Consider the following 19,798-nt stretch of genomic DNA (forward strand, 5'->3'; position numbering starts at 1 on the left):
ATTATCCCTCCTAAAATAAATATATGACCAAATTGTTCAAATGGTCACTTTTTATAATAATAAAAGGATTATCTTAGTTTGACAATCCTTTTAATAAATAAAGTTCAAATAATTCTGCGATTTTTTCTTTTTCTAGCGGTTCATGATTTTTTTCCCAATCAAAAATAAGCGATACGTATAAGCGAAGCATAATAAATGCTGTAATTTCTGGATCACATTTGCTAATCTCACCTTTTTCAATCGCAATCTTTAAATACGATTGAATGACAGAAACGATTTCCACATCTACTTGTTGCATCACTTCTTGTACTTCTTTCGTTCCCATATCACGCTCTTCTTGAATTAACTTAATCATGAGCTGATGTTCTTTTCTGAATTCTAATATGCTATATAATGCTCTATGTACATTTTCAAAAAATGAAACATCTGAACGAATTGCATTTTCTGCAACTTGCTTCATTTCTGTAATTAAATTAGAAATAATCTCACCAAATAGCTCTTCTTTATTTTTGAAAAAAGTATAAATCGTTCCTTTTCCTACATTCGCTAACTTCGCTACTTGATCCATCGTTGTTGCTTTATAACCGAACGCTGAAAAAGACTTTGTTGCAGCTTCAATAATAGAACGTTTTCGATCTATCGCCACATCGTCACCTCCAAAAATGACCAATTGGATAATATAGTCAATCAGTACATCTTTGATATTACCACACGCTTACATTGTATACAAGTTCTCTTTTTTATTATTTCCAGTATAAAAAAATTCCAGTCAAGTTATACCATACTGTCCATAGTTTATCAGAAGAAAAGAGAAAAGGAAAAGGTGTTCTAGAGATATACGTCTCAAGAACACCTTTTTATTATTTCAACATAGAAAGCATAACCTTCTCTAACTCTTCTTTATTTACATTTTTATCAAATACTGCTTCTCCTGGATCCTCTAAACTATGATTAATAATGACAATTTGATACGCACTATCTTTCCCTTTCGCAGGAACAATCATCTTCATACCTTGTAAATTACTATCCGAGTTATGAGTCGCATAGAATATTTGATTACCTTCTAATTCGTACTGTTCAATGTTTTCTTCTACAACAAATAAAGCATGAAACGGATCTTTACTCTCTCCGAATACTTGTGATTGATAAGTTGTATAGTTTCCTTTTCCGTTTGTATACTCTAATTCAATAATTAACTCAGGTCTTCTCTTAATAAAATAACCTACATTTTCATCCTTCAGATTGTATCCTTCAATTGTGTACGTTGGCTTCTTAATTTGAAAATCAACATGTTGCTGCGCTTCCTTTACCGTGTAATTTATAGATTCGTGCACTTTGTCATCAAATGGTTTTGATTGATCATAAAGTGCATATAATTTGTCACGATCGTCTTTTGTTAAACGCTCTTCTTCAAAATATGATGTATCGGATTCATAATTTCCTGTAGTACCCTTTTTCTGTATATTAAGAATGTCTTTATACAATTTTATGTACTGTTCGAACTCATCTTTCGTTAAAGCCTTTTCAGCTAAATATAAATAATCTGTCTTTTTTTCATATACCCTGTTTGAATAGCTGAATTCTTTCCTCGCATTTTCTTCTGTACCAAGCAGCATATCTACAGCATTTTGGAAAGCATCCTTTGACTGCTCTACTTTATCCTCTTGTTTTTCTTTCCCTTCCGCTGCACGTGCGTTGAATAAAGAAAGAGATGCAATAGCAACTATAACAATAATCCCAAGTAAAGAAAGACGATACGATTTCTTTTGGAACTTTTTAATCATAACGATTCTCCTTTTTAATGTTCGTTTATTTCTACTTAAATTTGCTAGGCTTGGTACTTGATAGGAATAATGTTCTAGGAGGGTAATAATTGTATGACCGTATGCAATTTGCTCCTCTTTATCTATAAACGTAAGCGCATATGCATCACAAGCTAATTCTTGATCTTCTCGCATACAAAAATAGGCGTACCAAAGAATCGGATTGAACCAATTTAATAGGATTAAACTGTACATAATCCAATTTACAGCTACGTCGTTTCTCTTAATATGAGCTAACTCATGGTAAAAGACATATTGTAATTGTTGCTCATTTAATACTTTCATATGTTTTTTTGATAGTAATACTTTCGGACGGAAGAAACTAAAAACCGTTGGACTTGCAATCTTTCCTGCAAGACGTAATGAAACTGCCTTCTTCATTTTCATAGACTGCTTGCAGCGATTAAACACTGTAGTGACCTGTTCGTCCGTAATATCCGGTTGTTTCTTTATGTAAGAATATAAGCGTCTATTTGTAATAAACGTTATGACTGCTAATATGATCACCCCAGCTAACCAAACATATAGAGCAACTTTGTATAAAGACAATGCAGTCTGTTGTTCCGAACTCACGTTTACTTCAGGTTCACTATTTTTTGTCACAGTTTCAGCATTTTGTTCTAATTCCACTGTATGTTGCATCTCGTCATTCACTGTATTCTCAGGTGAAGGTGTATTTTTCTGAATAACTTCCGACACACTAGAACTATAAGAAAGTAATGAATAAATACTATAAGAACTATCTGGTGACCATGGTAAAAGGAGTCTTATCATTAGTACGATCCACAGCATATATTGCCATCGGGGCGTTAACTTATTTCTAAATAGCACTTTTATACATAGAATAAATCCAACTAATATGCTAGCCATAAGTGACGTTTCTATAAGCCAATCAAAAAAATGAGGAAGGTATACATTTATAAGCATGTCTATCATTGTTATCTATCCTTCCTCTTGTTCTCCTCTGTCTTCTCATCTAAAATGCGTTTCAGTTCATTAATATCTTCTGAAGACAATTTTTCCTCTTTTAAAAAATTAACAAGTAATGGCTTAAACGCTGCGCCGCAAAAACGCTTTAGCAAAGATTTCGTTTCAACTTGCAAATAATTATCTTGTGATACTAACGGATAATAAGCATACATGCGCCCTTTATCTTGATGGTAAGAAACGGCTTCCTTTTGTACTAACCGATTAATTAATGTACGGATTGTTTTCGGTTTCCAGTCCATTGCATCTTCTAGTTCTTCTATAATTTCATTCGCTGTTTGTGGAGAGTTTGACCAAAGTACTTTCATAATTTCTAATTCCGCTTCAGATATTTTAGGTAATTGATTTGTCATAGATATTTCACTCCTCAGTATTACATTTGTAATCTACAATTAAGATTACAAATGTAATACTTAATTGTCAACCATATTTTAGAAAATATAATTTTAGTTAAACCTTACTTAACGACATCAAATTTCCCTTTTTTCAAATAATCAAATAAAAAAACAAGAAAATGTTTACATTTAATAGTAATATAGAAAATAGACAAGTTTATCAAAATAGTGGAGGCTTTTTCAGTCATGATGCGTGCGCTTCGTTTAAATATAAAGCAAGCTTTTTGTAGTCGTATTTCTCTAATTATTATGTTTAGTGGATTCGTTCTTATTTGTATTTATCACTATTACTATGTAATTCGTTATTTAGGAGACGCAGCGAGTGGACCTATTTCAACAGATATAAAATGGATCGGATTTCGCGACAATGAAATGGATGTTTATTTATTATTAATGCCAGTTATTGCGAGTTTCCCCTTTAGTACAAGTTACAATTCGGATAAGTCAGATGGTTTTAAACCGTTTGTGAGTAAGGGGATTTCTTTATTTCCTTATTCAGTAATGAAATATATCGTTACGTTTTTTTGCGGAGGATTTCTTTATACATTTCCATTCATCTTATCGTTATTATTTTGCAAATTAACCATTCCAGACGGAACACCTACGATTGGTTCAGGCATCATAAATGCTGATGGAATGTTCGCAAACCTATATTTCGATGCGCCTCTCACTTACATTACTGTATATATCGGAATTAATTTTTTATTTGCAGGTTTAATGGCCCTTTTAGGACTTGCTGCATCTGTATGGTCACAAAAGGACTATATGGCAATTCTCTTTCCATTCGCAGTTGCCTCCATTCCTTACGTCCTGCTAAATACAATATTTCCTTCAATCGGCGGAGCACCTATTCATTTATATGATCCGAAACAACCATTGCAAGGCATGTCACCGTACATTTTAACGATGCAATGTGCTTTATTCCTTCTCGTTAGCTTATTTATGTATATACAAGGAGTAAAGCGGGATAGAAAAAAATATAGAAGAAGACTCCAAAAAAGAGATCGGTGTAGAAAAGCGCTTCAAGCAATTTCAGACTAAGTGATTGTACGAATAAGAGCGTAATTCCCTAAGTTAGCTTAGAGAATTACGCTCTTATTATCATTTACATTTATCAATCTTATATTTTCAATACTCATATAATCATCTCCCCTTTACGGCGTACCTGCCAATCCCCATAAAATAACGATCGCCGCAAAATAAATCGCTTTAATACCTACAACTGAACATAATAAAATAATTGCATATGTACTTAATTCTCTTCTTGCACCTATTAGAGTAAAAATGACTGCCAAACTAAACGTTACATAGGACAATGCTGTATGTATTAAGTTATATGTAATATCCAAATTTTGAGTAAGTCCTGTTACCTCAGCTACAAATTGAAACATGACGATCGTACTAAAAAAAATTGCAAGCTGATTCATTAGCTTTCCATTTATTTGCGCTGGCATCGTTGCCCTCCTCATAAAGACTAAATATTCAATTAATTTTATCACCAGATTACAAAAAAAGGAATCACCTCTTTATACCATTCTATGACGCTACAAAAACAAAAAAGAACGCTTAGTTACCTAAGCGTTCCCCTAATTTAAGAAGCTTTCTTCAAATCAATTTGAGCAAGTACTGGGTCGTGGTCACTTACACGTCCATGTTCTTTCATAATGTTTGAGTTTAAGTGTACTGGGTCTACAATTGTGTGTGGTGCGATGTTGTTTGTTACTAAAATATGATCTAACACTTGTGCATTTCCTTCATGAATGTACGTGTAGCGGTTCTCTTTCGGCACTGTGTTTAACATATTTTTTAAGTTTGTTCCTTCTAGTGCTTTTAGTGGTTTAGCGAACTCAAAATCGTTCATATCCCCTAACACAACAACTGGTGCATTCGTGTTCTTTTTCTGAATTCCTTGTACAAAGTGATTTACTTCTTGCGCTAACTGAATTCGTTTTTCTTCACTCTTTAATACGAGCGGCTGCACTTTTCCAAATGGCGTTGCATCTCCTATTTTTGAGTTTAAGTGATTTGCAACGACAACAACGTTTTGTCCTTGGAACGTAAATTCTGCTGCAAGCGGTTTACGTGTACTTTCAAATAATGAATTTTCGTCTCCAATACGAACGACATTTTTATCAAGTAACTTCGGTACTGCTGCTAATTTCACGCGTGATGGGTTGTAGAAGAAACCGACGCGAATATTCGCTCCTGGTGCTCCTCCGTCTAGATTATTATTCGGAGCAATTTCTACATACTCATACTTCGGTCCGCGAATTTCTAGAACTGCATCAATGATACGTTTTGCGCTTAACGAAGCATCTGTTGTACCGTCATTAATCGTTCCGTTATTATCTTGCATTTCCTCTACACCGATAATATCTGGCATTTTTAAATTGTATTTAATAGAATACGCTAACGCTTTTACTTTTTCATCTGTTGTTTCTTTTTTATTCGCCGAAAAGTTTTCAATGTTATATGTAGCAACTGTTAACTTATCAAGACGAGGCTGAATATTCGCCCCTACTTGCTTAAATCCACCGTCCACTACAGATGGTAATTCCGTTATTGGCGCAATGCGGAACGAACCGTAATCATATCCTACTACCCCTGTTATATCTCCAGTGAAAGTATCTCCTACTTTTGCTACATAATCGCGAGGTACTTTTACAGAAAGACGCTCTGGGTTTAATTGATTTTCATCTAATAAAGGTGTGCCATATTTCGTTACGACTTTATTTCCGCCATTTTCTACTGTTACATATAAATTTCCGTTTTTCTGAGGTGCAATAATTTTTGGCGTTGGCATCGTAACGCGCATACCTTCTATACTTTCATAAAAATCGATTGCATCTTCATTTGGATCAAATAAACCGAATGCATCATTATCGATAATTTGATCAGGGATTTTCACACCGTTTTCTCCAAGTACAATCGGTGCTGGTAATGGTTGATCGTTTGCGATGACAGCAACACGGCTCGCTTTAATTTCCGTCGTAGTTAAGTCTGTGTCAAACCTTTCTGCATATCCAGGTCCAACATATTCTTCTACTACTCCATCAACTTGAATAAGATCTCCTACTGCTGCATTCGCATCCTTTTTGTACACATACATACCTTCTGAAGTAGCTGGATCATTATCCGGCTGATTATCTTCTATATAAAAACCATTTTTATCAAGCGCTGTTACAACGCCTTCCACATTGTAGACTTTCTTCCCGTTGTAAGGAGAAATATGTGATTTTCCTTGAATATCATGAATACGAACCTGTTCATTGTTTACGATAGTAAATGAAAATGTTGAAATCGCTGAAGCAGTAAGCCCTTCTTTCTCTGCAATTGCTTTAATCACACTATTTTCATTCACTACAATTTGTCCGTTATAACGAACACTCTTGTTTGTAGGGTTAGAGCCATCTAACGTATAGTAGATTGTTGCTCCTTCTGTATTCGTTGTTAATGTTACCGCTGTGCCCTTCGCAACTTCTCCGCTACCAGGCGAAGCTACTACATCGCTAACACGGTTTTGTCCTTCCCCTTGAAACTTATGAGCCGTTACCGATTTTAAACCTGGGCTACTAAAATATAATTCAAGCGTCCCTGTTAAACTAACTTTCTTCCCGATATTTTCAGGATGATCTTTCACGTTTACTGCCGCTCTCACATCACCTTTCGGCAACTGAACAGGCATGATTTTGTCTGGATTCGTTTCATTTGGCGAATCGGCAATTGCTACGTTTGTATCATCAAACTTAGCCGGATCTTTCGTGTATTTAGAAGGACTTTGCGTATATCCAACGATATACCCTTCCACTATCCCCTTCGTTTTCCCTTGCTGTTTAAATACTTGAATTGCTTTTTCTACTGACATAGAAGTCGTTTCTTCTGCTTGTACTAAAGTTCCAGTAAATGAAAGCAATAGTATGAATGATAAAAAGACACTTAACAATTTCTTCACAGCCATTTTCCTCTCCCTATTTCATATTTTCTCAGCATTTCTATCATATCAAATGATTCGTTATATAGAATGATATTTCGACAAGTTTTACAAAAAATTTATTTAATTTACAGGCTTTCAAACTATAATACAAAATAATAATTTTACACCTTCTACGAATGCGCTCTATAATGTTAGAGAGAGAAAACAGAAAATATCGAAAGTTCATTGGCATGTAAAATGGATTCATTTGAATAGGAGTGATTGGATGGAAGTACAAACAGAAACATACCGCGCAGCTATGAATGGAACATTAGAACGTCATTTTTCAGATATGATTGCCGTTATACCTACTAGAATTACAATTGAGCAGTTAAAACAGCGGCTAGAAACTATCTCTACTAAAGTTGATGAGTTAAAAATTGTTTTTAGTGATGAGACAAGCCTTATTGTTGAGTTACATATGGATGAAACAATCATACCGTATGAGCTGCATATTGATGAGGCAAATAACCCAGAAGAATATAAAATGTACAATAGACAAGATTCTACAATCGTAGATCGTCATTTTGAAGATGCTGCTTATGGAACTGAAATTTTCACTCGTACGCTATTTGTAGGCGATGTATTGGACTGCTTTTTCCAGCAGTTACAGTTTTTATGGCACCTCGCTCCAGATTTGTTATTTGTGATCGATTCAAGTGCCGCAATGAAAGTGATATCTAGAAGCTATATTGAATATCACGTTGAAAATGAATTATTACCTGACATTCCTGACTTGTATGTTATTCATTCTGTTTATGAAGACGATAAAGAAGGTGAGCCTACGCAATATTGGTTTCATACACATGGCCTTTTAAGAGCAGGCGTAACAGAAATAGAATTAATTATTCCAAATCGCATTTCGTCCTATTACGGCATTGGTGATCTCTTTCAAACATTTGCTAATAATGCCGTTGAGAATGGACAAGTCCCTATGAATGAGCCTATCGTGATCGCGCATAGTCAGCAAGGTTCTATCCATACAGTAGCTGTTCCGTGGGAAAAGGGATTATCTTATATTGGGCATAAAACGAGTATGGATCAATTATCTTCAATCGAGGATGAAGAAGTGAAACTACAACCAATAGATGCACAAAACGTATTCTTAGGCGGGATGGATGACCGAGATGAATACCATCAATCTCCGTCCGTTCTTTTATTCAAATTTAATACTTCAGAAGAATATATTGAAAGTTTTTTCAAAGAACACGAGGAAGCTACAGGGCTCATGTTCTATAAAACAAATAGTGAAACCGATCGTATGGCTTACAATGCGAAGAATACTTTCGGGTATTTCAGCAATATTTTTCACATTGAACAATCAAATGAAGATTTTCGTTTCCTCGCTAAGTTTGGTGTTTCCTACGAAGAAGGAAAAAGTGAACATATGTGGTTTGAAATGCAAAACATTACGGAAGATTTCATTCAAGGAATACTCATTAATGAACCATATTTTATAAAAGATATGAGTGAGGGAAATAGTTATCAGTTAGAGTTTGAAAACTTAACAGAATGGGTTATTTATGCGGGAGATTCCGTTATAAAGCCAAATAACTTATATATGTTTATTGGTGAATAAGTAACAAAACGCCTTCAATGTGATTGAAGGCGTTTCTTATATTTTATTGTGCGAGTAATTCCGTCTCCATTACTTTCTCCAAATGAGATAGTACACGCTTTGCGGCTTTCTCACCTTGATCAATACAGTCCGGAAGACCAGAACCAGCGTAAGAACTACCTGCCAAGTATATACCTGGCAACTCTTTTTCCATAAATGTTGTGAGTTTCTTCATTCGCTCGTTATGGCCTACTGTATATTGGGGCATCGCTTCTTTCCAGCGACTTACGACTGTAAACTCAGGATCCTCTGTAATATCCATCGTCTTTCGTAAGTCTTCTAGTACGAGCTGAACGAGTTCCTCTTCTGTTTGTTCTACAACTGCTTCATCACCAGCACGACCGACGTAACAACGAAGAAGCGTTTTTCCTTCTGGCGTTGTATGTGGCCATTTTTTATGTGTCCACGTACATGCTGTAATTGTGTAGTCGCTATTTCGAGATACGACAAACCCTGTGCCGTCAATATCGCGCTGAATGGCTGATTGCGGGAAAGCCATTGCCACATTTGCAACTGATGTAGACGGAATGTTGCGGAAGAAACGAAACTGCTTGTACTGCGCGAACATAGATGGCAATACTTTATGTGAGCTTGCCACTACGACCGCGTCCGCTTCTATTTCTTTTCCGTTACTAAGAGTAATCGTGTAAGCATCACCAAGTTTTGTAACTTTTTCAATGCGAGTTCCCTTTATTATCGTACCTTCATGTATCTTTGCTTCGAGAGATTCTACTATAGATTCTAAACCTGTTTTCACTGTTTGGAAGATTCCCTTTTTCGGTTCAGATTTCTCTTTTTTCGGAGCAAGCGTACGCATACCGAGTGAAATACTGCGATGTTTCTGCTCAATTTGATACATTTGCGGGAATGTTGACATTAAGCTCATTTCATCGATATCCCCTGCATAAATACCCGATAGTAATGGTTCTATTAAATTTTCAACCACTTCGTTGCCGAGGCGATGTCTGAAAAACTGCCCGAGTGATTGGTCAGATACTGGCTTTGACCTGGGCATTAACAGATCAAAACCAGCTCTTAGTTTACCAATTGGGGAGAACAGCCTGGAAAATAGAAACGGCGTAATTTGCGTTGGAATTCCCATCATCGATCCGCTCGGCATTTTATGTAACCGATTGTTTACGAGGATAAATGATTGACCGGCCTTATTATTTACAAGTTCATCACCAAGACCTAATTCTCGCGCCAGTCTAGAGGCACTTTCTTTTCGTGCTAAGAAAGAATCCGGTCCGCGTTCAATTGTAAATCCATCTTTTCGAACGGTTTGAATTTTCCCGCCAAGTTTACCCGATGCTTCTATAAGTAATGTATCGATCGGCAAGTTCTTGTCATGAATATCTTTTTGTAAGTTATACATTGTTGTTAATCCTGTGATGCCACCGCCGATGATTACAACTTTTTTCCTCAAGCATGCTCCCCCTTTCTTTTTACAATACAGATTCTTTTTTCTTTAATACAACATCTGTTAAGCAATCAATAAATGCGTCCGATGCATTTGGCATTTCTGGACGATAATATTTCGCGCCAATTTCATCTGTCACAACTTTACACTCAAAGTCGTTGTCATATAAAACTTCTAAATGTTCCGCAACAAATCCAACTGGTGCGTATACGAATGAAGTATAACCGTACTTTTCATTTAGTTCTCTCGTTAAATCTTGTACATCTGGACCAATCCAAGGATCTGGTGTGTTTCCTGCACTTTGCCAACCTACTGCATAGTTTGCTACTTCAGCACCTCTTGCGATATAGTCAGCTGTTTCATTTAATTGGTCTGGATATGGATCGCCAAGTGCGATAATTTTTTCTGGTAAGCTATGTGCAGATACGATTAATACTGCTTTTTCACGCTCTGCTTCTGACATACCGTTATATATACCTTTCACTGCATCAACCCAGTACTGGATGAATTTCGGTTCTTTATACCAGCTATCAATGCCGTGAATTGTTAAGTTTCCAAGTTTCTCTGCTTCTTCTTGTGCTCGTCCTACATACGATTTCACGCTAAATGTAGAATAGTGCGGCGCAAGAACAAGTGCGATTGCATCTTGTATACCGTCGTTATGCATATCTTTCACTGCATCTTCAATGAACGGTTCGATATGTTTTAAGCCAAGATACATATGGTACTCTACTTCATCTTGTACTTCATTTAAACGCTGTTCTAACTTTTTAGCTTGCTCTAATGTAATAGTAGCTAAAGGAGAAATACCACCAATTGCACGGTAACGCTCTGTTAAATCTTCTAGCATTTCAGGACTTGGCTTTCTTCCTCTACGAATATGTGTATAGTAACGTTCAATATCTTCTTCTTTATATGGCGTTCCGTATGCCATTACAAGCAAACCAATTTTCTTTTTCATACAGCAATGCTCCTTTACTTCGCTAACTGCCCTTTAGAGTATTCATGAATAAATGTAGTTAAACGTTTTAATGTATCTGGATTTACTTCTGGGAATACACCGTGTCCTAAGTTAAAGATATAACCTGGCTGCTTCATCCCTTGATCTAAAATACCTTTTACATGTTCTTCAATAACAGACCATGGCGCAAGTAAGAATGACGGGTCCATATTACCTTGTACCGCCTTATGAACACCACGCGTGCGTGCCTCTTCGATCGGTAAGCGCCAATCTAAGCCTACTACATCAAGTGGTAAGTCGTGCCATTCATTTACTAAGTGTGCAGCTCCTACGCCGTGCATAATCATTGGAACACCCATCGGGCGAACTTCTGCAAAAATACGCTCCATTGCTGGTTTAATAAATACGCGGTAATCTGCTACATTTACTGTTCCAACCCAAGAATCGAAAATTTGAACCGCTTTTGCTCCTGCGTTAATTTGCGCTTTTAAATATGTAATAACCATATCTGCTAGCTTATCCATTAAAGCGAACCAAGCTTTCGGCTCTGCATACATGAACGCTTTCGTATTATGGTAATTGCGAGATGGACCGCCTTCAATCATATAGCTCGCTAATGTAAATGGAGCTCCTGAAAAACCGATTAACGGTACGTCTAACATTTCTGTCGTTAATAAACGAATCGTATCTAATATGTACGGTACGTCATCTTCTGGATTGATTTCCCCTAGTTTTTCTACGTCTTGTAAAGAACGGATTGGATTATCAATAACTGGGCCAATACCTGATTTAATTTCTACATCCACACCAATTGCAGGTAGTGGTGACATAATATCTTTATACAGAATTGCTGCGTCTACGTTATATTGATCAACTGGTAACTTTGTAACGTAAGCACATAACTCTGGATTGTGTGTAATTTCAAATAAAGAATACTTTTCTTTTATCTTTCTATATTCCGGCTGCGAACGACCTGCTTGACGCATATACCATGCTGGTACATAATCAGTACGTTCCCCCCTACATGCTTTTAAAAATGTCTCATTTATAGTTCTTACCAAGACCCTTGCTCCCTTCCTTGCCAATGCTTTTGCTCTAAATACGTTCTATTCCGATATTTATCTTTTTTTACTATACAGCTTGTAAAAACAAAATGCATAACATTATGTACGTTGTTCATGAAATTGACACAAACATTCGTAAAACCGCTTACTATTTTCACAACATTCTTATTATAGCACAGAGAAAAACTATGGTTTAGCTACTTTTGACTTTTCTCCTTCACGTTTCGTTTGTGTGTTATATGGTACAACGTAAAAACTCGGTTTTGAAAAGATGTTAACGAACTTTTCCTCATATTCTCCGGCACCATTTACAGTGCCTACATGCGTATGAACTCCGTTTTCCACTCTATAAATACGATACATAATTCTTTCATCTGGAAGTGGTGTCCAGCTTAATTTTGCTTTAAATAAACCGAAAGGGCTGAACGCTAATTTCATTTTCACATCTTCAATCTTGCGCAAACGAATCGGAGCACCGATTGTTTCCACACCTTCTGGTTTCATAAACTGCTCTTTCTGTTCTACATTTGCCTTCGTTAAAATTTTCTTAAACAATTTCGTTGCTGACGCACTTTCTCCTTGCAACTGATGCTCTTTATCCGTACGGTCATAACCAATCCAAACAGCACCTACTAAATTTGGTGTATAGCCGACGAACCACATATCTCTAGCTCCATTATCGTCATTTGGCAAGGAAGTTGTACCTGTTTTCCCAGCTAACGCCCCGCTATATACACCGGCTTTCGCTGTCCCTTCCTTTACAACTCCTTCTAACATTTTCGTCATATACCACGCCGTTTGTTTCGAGAATATTTTCGTTTCTACTTTTGGCGATTCTCCAATAACTGCACCGTGTCTATTTAACACTTTATCAATAACGTGCGGCTCAATAATAGCACCATTTGCTAAAAACGCACGATACATTTTTACAAGATCAAATGGTGAAACACCATTTTTCAATCCGCCAAGCGCTGTACTTAACCCTGCGTCTGCAATATGAACATTTCCTTTCTCTAAATATTGCTTTCCTTCTTCTACCCCTAACTCATTTAATAAAGAAACTGCCGGCACATTTGCTGACTCTAAAATCGCATCGTACATCGTCATTTCTTTCGAATACGCATAGTTATAATTTCGGGGTTCATAGCCTTCAAATGAATTTCTTTCATTCGTCAATAAAGAATACGGATTATACTTTTTCGTTTCGAGTGCTGGTGCATAGACGATAAGTGGTTTTAGCACAGAACCGGGCTGTCTTTTTGCGAAAATACGATTAAAGCCCCTCGGGACGTACTTTCTTCCGCCAATCGCCGCCTTAATTCCGCCCGTACGATTATCCATTAATAAAAATGCACCTTGCGTCCCCTCTTCTTTCCCAGGGAAATTCCGTGCATCTTGGAACTGGTTATACGCTACCTTTTGAATCTTTTCATCCATCGGTACGACAAACGTATATCCTCCGCGCAGTACTTCTTGATGAGACAATCCGTATAAACGAGCTGCTTCATCTATAACCATATCAATATACGGCATATATGCGAGTTCATTCTCGTCTAAGTTTTTATATAAAGCAATTGTCTTTCCTTGATAACGTACACTATCTTCAGCGGTCAAATAGCCTTGTTTATGCATAAGTGACAATACGAGATCGCGGCGCTCCTTACTCTTCTCTGGAGAGAAATAAGGTGAATATCCGTTTGGCGACTTCAGAAGACCTGCAAGCATTGCGCCCTCTTCTACTGTTAAATCTTCTACATTTTTATTAAAATACAACTTTGCTGCTGCTTGAATACCGTAAGCCCCATGCCCAAAATAAATATGATTCATATACATTTCAAGAATTTGTTGCTTCGTATATTTTTGCTCTAATTGAAGGGAAATTGCGACTTCCTTCAATTTACGCGTAACTGTTTTTTCACGAGTTAAAAAAACGTTTTTAGCGAGTTGCTGCGTAATCGTACTACCGCCTTCGACCTTCTCTCCAGCTAATGTATCTTTATAAAGAGCACGGAATATAGACGGATAATCAATTCCTTGATGCTCATAAAAACGAGAATCTTCCACCGCAATAAACGCCTGCTGGACATGCTTTGGAATTTGCTCGACTGGTACGAGATCTCTATTTTCTACATATAATTTCGTAATCTCTTTCCCTTTCTGGTCAACGATACGTGATGAAGAGTGGAAAACGAGCTGCTTTTCATCCATCATATAGCCACCAGCTAACACAATAAGTTTATAAAGTACAAGCGCTAATACTAGCGTTGCGAATCCACCTAATAAAGTCCACTTTACTTTCTTCATACATCGGCCTTCTTTCCAAATGATGGTACATTTATTATTTGAAAAAGAAGTATCTTTATGTATATAATCTTCGAAGTTTTTTAAGAGAGTTGATATAATAGAAACAAACCATTAAGGGGGCATTAAAATGAAGGCTATTATTTCATACGAAACACCTCTAGAACAAGCACATTTCACTGCAAAAAATAATGAAAAAGATATGTTTTATAAAGAAAATACAGAAGAATCAGTAGAATCAGCGCTTCAATATGACGTACTAGACGCTGTTGGAGAATTTAAAGGACAACCTGGCTATATCGTTTGTAACAACATTTCTGTAACAGACGAAGGTCGCCCAGTATTTGAAAACCGATTTAAAAACCGAGCAGGCCTTATTGAAAACGAACCCGGTTTCCAAGCAATTCGTGTTCTACGCCCATTAAGTAACGATACATATGTCATCTTAACGATGTGGGAAACGGAGCAAAACTTTAAAGACTGGACAGAATCACGTTCATTCGAAAACGCTCATAAAAAACGCCCTGCACAAGCGGAAGGACAAGCTCAGGCTCAGGCGCATCCACATGCAGAGCAGCAGAAAAGTATCTTCTCTCGTCCGTCATTTGTGACTACTTTTGATGTGTTAGTTTAAGGATTTTTGTACTGTGGTTTCTCCAAGGCTGCGGTACATGAAATTATATCAGCGATTTTTGAAATATATCGACTTATCGACAAATCACGACACAAAAAAGGAAACACCGTTACGCACCGGTGTTTCCTTTTTCTTTATACCAATTATATATGCGAAGTGCGTCTTCTTTTTGCATATGCTTCACTTTATATTTATGTCCCGCTACTGATACGGCAGCTGTACATAACTCGTCTTTCTTTTGAAAATGCGACTGATTGTATCCTACCGCTTGAACATGCCTTCTTCGCATGATCCCCGTATATTTCGCAAGACCACGGTATACCATGACTAACTGATTGTCTCGTATCATATATCCGCCACTTGTATACCGAGCGTATGCAAGTAACGTAAATGCGATAAATAGTGGTATTAGCGTGAATAACGCCATATTTTGTTTGAAATATATACTCGTACCGATGATCGGCAGTGCGAGCACAGCACCTGTAATCCAGCCCATTATTACGTAACGACGTAATGCAGCCTTCGGTAAATAAACGATTTCCTCTTCCATTTCATACGGTAACTGCAAATATGTAAGTAACTGCTGGACATCTTTCTTTTTCATAAAAGGATGTAACATAACTTCATTTCCAGCTGCTTCTATACTTTGAATGACTTCCACTTCGACAGAGCAATAACCGAACGGCTGACGAAGAATGCCTTCTTTCACCGTAATTGCTTGAATGCGGTGTAATTTTAAAACAAACTCTTTCTTATCAAATAACCCTTGCACGATGCGAACTTCATTTCCGTTTCGCTCTATTTTAAAGTTCGCATATTTTAACACATAGCCAGCTGTCGAAACGACCCACGAAACCGCCATTAAAATCGCGGCCATAACGATTAATTCATATACACCGTTATCCATCACATACGCTTCCACTTTATTTATGAGCCATTTTGGAAGAAATTGATTAAACTCTGTGTAAATAAGAAGTAATCCTGAAAACACTAATCCGAATCTACCAGACGTAATGGAAGCTGCTAAAATCTCTTTCATCGTTAACTGATAAATCGTCTTATTTTCTTCTGCCATGGGTACTTCTTCACTCGCAGCGCTTCTTTTTTTATTTAATAAAGCAATCAGTTCCTTCGCTTCATCTTCTTTAATACCAGCTAACATCACTTCCGGCTCACTACCACCGCCTGCTACTTCTATATTTAATTTCGTCAGTCCAAGCACTTGATAAATGATGTTAGAAGACGTACTAATATTTTGCACACGTTCTTTATTTAAGTAACTTTCTTTCTTCACAAAAACGCCGTGTTTAATATGTAAAATATTATTTTCAACCCAATACACTTTGAAATACCATTTTATAGCTGAGAAAATTGCCATAATAAATAATATGGCCAAAAGAACAAGATGAAAAAAATACCAAGGTTTCACTTGACCATCTGATCGAAATAAAACAAGTAAAATAAAAGGCAATAAACCCGCAATTCGAATACCTAATAAAATCGTGATCGGATGTTGCCTCTTATACATCCTCATCACTCACTTTCGCAAGTTCTCCAATTTGTCTTTTCAGCTGCTCTGCTTCTTCCTTCGTTAAGCCTGGAATACTATGAGAAGTTGCCGCTGTTGAAATATGTAATTCTGCTAAATTATACTTTCTCATAATTGGGCCTTGTTCAATCGTTACGTGCTGCACACGCATCATCGGAATAAGTACGCGTTTTACAACGAACATTCCCTTTTGAATCTCAATCTCTTCTTCATTTAATCTGTAACTATAATAACGTTGACGTAAATTTGGAAACACAAAATAATCAAGCGGGATAAATGTAATAGCGCCTGTTACTAGCAAACCAAACAACCAGCCCCACCAGTTAAAATTGATCATAAAAAAGAAATACGCAATTACGACTGCTAGTATAACTGCCGCTCCAATTAAAGCGTGGATTCGCCACACTTTCAGCATATTAGAATGAATCTCCCTTTCTAACGGCTGCATCTCATCACTCCAATTATATGAATTTATTAATTATATATTAGTTGGTATATACATATTTGTAAAATTACCCCACGTTAACGGGCAGTAAAACTCCCAAAAAATTTCAGCTGGAGCAAAGAAGTTAGGTGGGCGATCAACTGCCCGTAAACGTCCGATTGGTTCAACTAATAATCAGTGGGGATGAATCTCCCACTGATTAAAGTTTCACTTTATAGTTTTCTACATCGTATCCATTACTTCTTTAAAATTCCCTTCATTAATCGAATACACTTGAAACTGAATGTAATCTATTTCATTCGTATTCGGACGGGCATATGGCAAAATGTTAAATTTAGAAGCAGATCTTCCTAACATATCTACAATCATTAGAGAAACGTCAATATATTCGAAGTCTACACGGAATACTACCACTTCTCCCGTAAATTCATAATCTTTAATCGCATCATAAGACTTGTTCGCACTAATTAACATTACTTTTAGTAGTTGGTTCAAATTTTCCGGTTTAAAATTAATCATATACGCAGCTCCTTTTTTCAATAAAACACTATGAAAACAGTGTAATCTTATACTTTCATAGCTTTACACATCAATTATATAAAAATAAAGCTAGTTTTTTATATATTTTTTGATATAATTACATACGGGAAACGGGAAGAATTTTGTCTTCCCTTGTGTTTTTATTTGCATCTAGTACTTTTGCTAGATGCTTTTTTTTATGCTAAAAAAGGTACTCTCATATACTTTGAGGATACCTTTTTCATCGATTTAGTGCATTTCAATAATCGTACCATCTTCGAATACTTTGAATACGCCAGTAAATCCTGATCCAGCTGCGCCTTCTATTTTATATGTCGTACGCACTCTAATTTTATAATATTTCTTTCCATTTTCTACTTGTGTATCTTCTAGCGTGTAATCATATTCTTCTTTATATTCATTTTTGATATATTCTTTAGCTTTTTCAAAAGTAAATGCATTTTGATTCTTTCCTGTCTCAGTTTTTTCGTTCTTTTCTGTTGCTACCTTTTGATTCGTTACTACATTTGTTTTTTGTGCCTTCACTGCTGCTTCACTCTTTGCATTTTTTTCTTCTTCATTAATTTTAGTAACTAATCCTACTGCTTTTTTATTATATTCTTCAAGGTTCTTATTATCTTTTGTTTCTGCAACTAACTTATTTAATATCTCTTTCGCTTGTGCATAATTTTTCTTACTTATTAACTCTTCACTTTTCGCCAATTGCTCACTATACTTCTTTTTTTGTTCTAACACAGCTAGTAATGCTGTTCGTTCTTCCTTTGCCTGCTTTATAAGTGTATTATTCCCATCCTTCATGTTCTCTACTTTTTCAAATGACTTGATTGATTCTTCTACCTTTGTTTCTTCTTTTAACTTCACTGCTTCAATCATTATTTTCGTTTGTTCTACAAGCACCATTACATCTGAATCGTCTTGTTTCTCATCTAGCGCTTTTTCAAATGATGATAAGGCATTTTTATATTCTTTATTCGTTAACGCGGTCTTCCCTGCATCCATTTCTTTTTCAAAATTCCCATTACTACATCCAGCTAACATTAAACATGTAATTCCAATTACTGTTAATAACTTCCTCATTCTTTCTCCCCCTATGTGTTCCTAAAACAATAACAGCATATGTATAAAAGTCTGTGTAGTAATTAGACTGAAAGTAAATATGTACTGTACATTTCATTTACTATCATTACTTAAAACACCTAAATAGTTGGTATTTGTTTTTCTTCTTTTAAGACAGAAAGGAATTTTAATAATGTGCGTAAAGCTCTCACCAGACTCTTTACTACACACACTCTTATACACATAGAAAAACTCTTTTTAGGTTGCTATTTTTTTAACTTTACATATTCTCGGTTGATTGGATATGAACTTCAAATCGTAATATATCGAAAAGCAAAAGAAAACAAAAACGTAACATAAGTTACGTTTTGTAATTGTTTCGTAACACAAATGTAACATATGATTTTTAAACATACAATAGTTTCTTTACATTATTTTCCCCTATCTACATTTTAAGGTGTTAATACAGTGCTAAAACGAGTTTCATCTCCCACCTGCTATTGGACTATCATCCTTTGAATACTTTAGGAAAAAGCCCTCTTTCTTAAAGTACTCAAATTAATTACATAGATAACTCTTTTTTCACCCAAACATTACGAAGGCCTTTAACCTTCTATTTTCACATTAAATATATATAGCTATTTTTGATATAACCATATTAAGAAAATAGGATGAACTTTTTCTTCCTTTTTGTTTCTATTTGCATCGAGTTCTTTTGCTAAATGTTTTTTATGCCAAATAAAAAAGGTATCCTCCAATACTTTGAGGATACCTTTTCATTTTTATTATCTCTGCTGTTTTCTACCTAATACGAGCAATCCAAAACTCATCATAATAAGAAGTGCTCCCATATATGGTTCCACAGGCATTTTCTGTCCTGTCTTCGGTAATTCTTTTTCAGGCTTCTCTGGATCCGTCGTTTCTGGTTTCTCTGGATCCGTCGTTTCTGGTTTTTCTGGATCCGTTGTTTCTGGTTTTTCTGGATCCGTCGTTTCTGGTTTTTCTGGATCCGTCGTTTCTGGTTTTTCTGGA

Annotated in this window: 17 protein-coding genes; 3 read left to right on the forward strand and 14 right to left on the reverse strand. The window is 36.1% G+C overall.

All coding sequences use genetic code 11. The annotated features are described in order from the left end of the window. Positions 1–73: 73 nt before the first annotated feature. The 3 genes from CER22_RS06530 to CER22_RS06540 form a co-directional block, all read right to left on the reverse strand. Positions 74–646 (reverse strand): TetR/AcrR family transcriptional regulator, encoded by a 573-nt coding sequence (locus CER22_RS06530; RefSeq protein ID WP_000963378.1) that lies wholly within the window; start codon positions 644–646, stop codon positions 74–76. A gap of 214 nt (positions 647–860) precedes the next feature. Next, positions 861–2,759 carry a M56 family metallopeptidase gene (locus CER22_RS06535; protein ID WP_142293431.1) on the reverse strand — a complete coding sequence of 633 codons (1,899 nt, stop codon included), beginning with the start codon at positions 2,757–2,759 and terminating at the stop codon, positions 861–863. Positions 2,760–2,761: 2 nt separating this feature from the next. Further along, positions 2,762–3,163, reverse strand: coding sequence for a BlaI/MecI/CopY family transcriptional regulator (locus CER22_RS06540; RefSeq protein ID WP_000184503.1), 402 nt, complete (start codon positions 3,161–3,163; stop codon positions 2,762–2,764). 228 nt (positions 3,164–3,391) lie between these two features. Here CER22_RS06540 and CER22_RS06545 point away from each other — a divergent pair, with 228 nt between their 5' ends. Next, entirely contained in the window at positions 3,392–4,246 is an 855-nt protein-coding gene (locus tag CER22_RS06545; protein WP_088062383.1) for a hypothetical protein, read from the forward strand. Positions 4,247–4,359: 113 nt separating this feature from the next. Here the strand turns inward: CER22_RS06545 and CER22_RS06550 are convergent, their stop codons facing one another. Together CER22_RS06550 and CER22_RS06555 are read right to left on the reverse strand one after the other, a co-directional pair. Further along, positions 4,360–4,659, reverse strand: a complete 300-nt coding sequence (locus CER22_RS06550; protein ID WP_088062381.1) for a hypothetical protein — start codon at positions 4,657–4,659, stop codon at positions 4,360–4,362. Positions 4,660–4,796: 137 nt separating this feature from the next. After that, positions 4,797–7,163 carry a DUF6359 domain-containing protein gene (locus CER22_RS06555; RefSeq protein ID WP_088062380.1) on the reverse strand — a complete coding sequence of 789 codons (2,367 nt, stop codon included), beginning with the start codon at positions 7,161–7,163 and terminating at the stop codon, positions 4,797–4,799. A 241-nt stretch (positions 7,164–7,404) separates the two neighbouring features. Between CER22_RS06555 and CER22_RS06560 the strand changes: the two genes are divergently transcribed. Continuing rightward, a complete protein-coding gene (locus CER22_RS06560) occupies positions 7,405–8,757 on the forward strand; it encodes a DUF4026 domain-containing protein (RefSeq protein WP_060489232.1) in 1,353 nt (450 codons plus the stop codon). A gap of 43 nt (positions 8,758–8,800) precedes the next feature. On the opposite strand, the gene hemY is transcribed toward CER22_RS06560, so the two are convergent. The 4 genes from hemY to CER22_RS06580 all read right to left on the reverse strand — a co-directional run bounded on the left by hemY (position 8,801) and on the right by CER22_RS06580 (position 14,545). Further along, positions 8,801–10,222 carry a protoporphyrinogen oxidase gene (hemY, locus tag CER22_RS06565; RefSeq protein WP_088062378.1) on the reverse strand — a complete coding sequence of 474 codons (1,422 nt, stop codon included), beginning with the start codon at positions 10,220–10,222 and terminating at the stop codon, positions 8,801–8,803. A gap of 19 nt (positions 10,223–10,241) precedes the next feature. Next, positions 10,242–11,177, reverse strand: coding sequence for a ferrochelatase (gene hemH / locus CER22_RS06570; RefSeq protein WP_088608398.1), 936 nt, complete (start codon positions 11,175–11,177; stop codon positions 10,242–10,244). A 14-nt stretch (positions 11,178–11,191) separates the two neighbouring features. Further along, the gene (hemE, locus tag CER22_RS06575; protein WP_088608399.1) at positions 11,192–12,238 is read right to left on the reverse strand and encodes a uroporphyrinogen decarboxylase; all 1,047 of its coding nucleotides are present in this window, start codon (positions 12,236–12,238) and stop codon (positions 11,192–11,194) included. Positions 12,239–12,427: 189 nt separating this feature from the next. After that, positions 12,428–14,545, reverse strand: a complete 2,118-nt coding sequence (locus CER22_RS06580) for a transglycosylase domain-containing protein (protein ID WP_088608400.1) — start codon at positions 14,543–14,545, stop codon at positions 12,428–12,430. A 127-nt stretch (positions 14,546–14,672) separates the two neighbouring features. Between CER22_RS06580 and hmoB the strand changes: the two genes are divergently transcribed. After that, positions 14,673–15,176 (forward strand): heme-degrading monooxygenase HmoB, encoded by a 504-nt coding sequence (hmoB, locus tag CER22_RS06585; RefSeq protein ID WP_000644084.1) that lies wholly within the window; start codon positions 14,673–14,675, stop codon positions 15,174–15,176. A 109-nt stretch (positions 15,177–15,285) separates the two neighbouring features. Here hmoB and CER22_RS06590 read toward each other — a convergent pair whose 3' ends face one another. The 5 genes from CER22_RS06590 to CER22_RS06610 all read right to left on the reverse strand — a co-directional run. After that, the gene (locus CER22_RS06590) at positions 15,286–16,704 is read right to left on the reverse strand and encodes a PH domain-containing protein (protein WP_088062369.1); all 1,419 of its coding nucleotides are present in this window, start codon (positions 16,702–16,704) and stop codon (positions 15,286–15,288) included. Beyond that, positions 16,697–17,173, reverse strand: a complete 477-nt coding sequence (locus CER22_RS06595; RefSeq protein WP_001182715.1) for a PH domain-containing protein — start codon at positions 17,171–17,173, stop codon at positions 16,697–16,699. Before CER22_RS06595 ends, CER22_RS06590 begins: the two co-directional genes overlap by 8 nt. A 219-nt stretch (positions 17,174–17,392) precedes the next feature. After that, positions 17,393–17,689 carry a protoporphyrinogen oxidase gene (locus CER22_RS06600; protein ID WP_088062367.1) on the reverse strand — a complete coding sequence of 99 codons (297 nt, stop codon included), beginning with the start codon at positions 17,687–17,689 and terminating at the stop codon, positions 17,393–17,395. A 249-nt stretch (positions 17,690–17,938) separates the two neighbouring features. Then, the gene (locus CER22_RS06605) at positions 17,939–18,787 is read right to left on the reverse strand and encodes a hypothetical protein (protein WP_088062365.1); all 849 of its coding nucleotides are present in this window, start codon (positions 18,785–18,787) and stop codon (positions 17,939–17,941) included. 764 nt (positions 18,788–19,551) lie between these two features. Continuing rightward, positions 19,552–19,798 (reverse strand): LPXTG cell wall anchor domain-containing protein (locus CER22_RS06610; RefSeq protein ID WP_142293432.1); only part of this gene is annotated, 247 nt, incomplete at its 5' end.

The sequence above is a fragment of the Bacillus sp. K2I17 genome, from assembly GCF_002209985.1.
Taxonomy (GTDB): Bacteria; Bacillota; Bacilli; order Bacillales; family Bacillaceae_G; genus Bacillus_A; species Bacillus_A wiedmannii.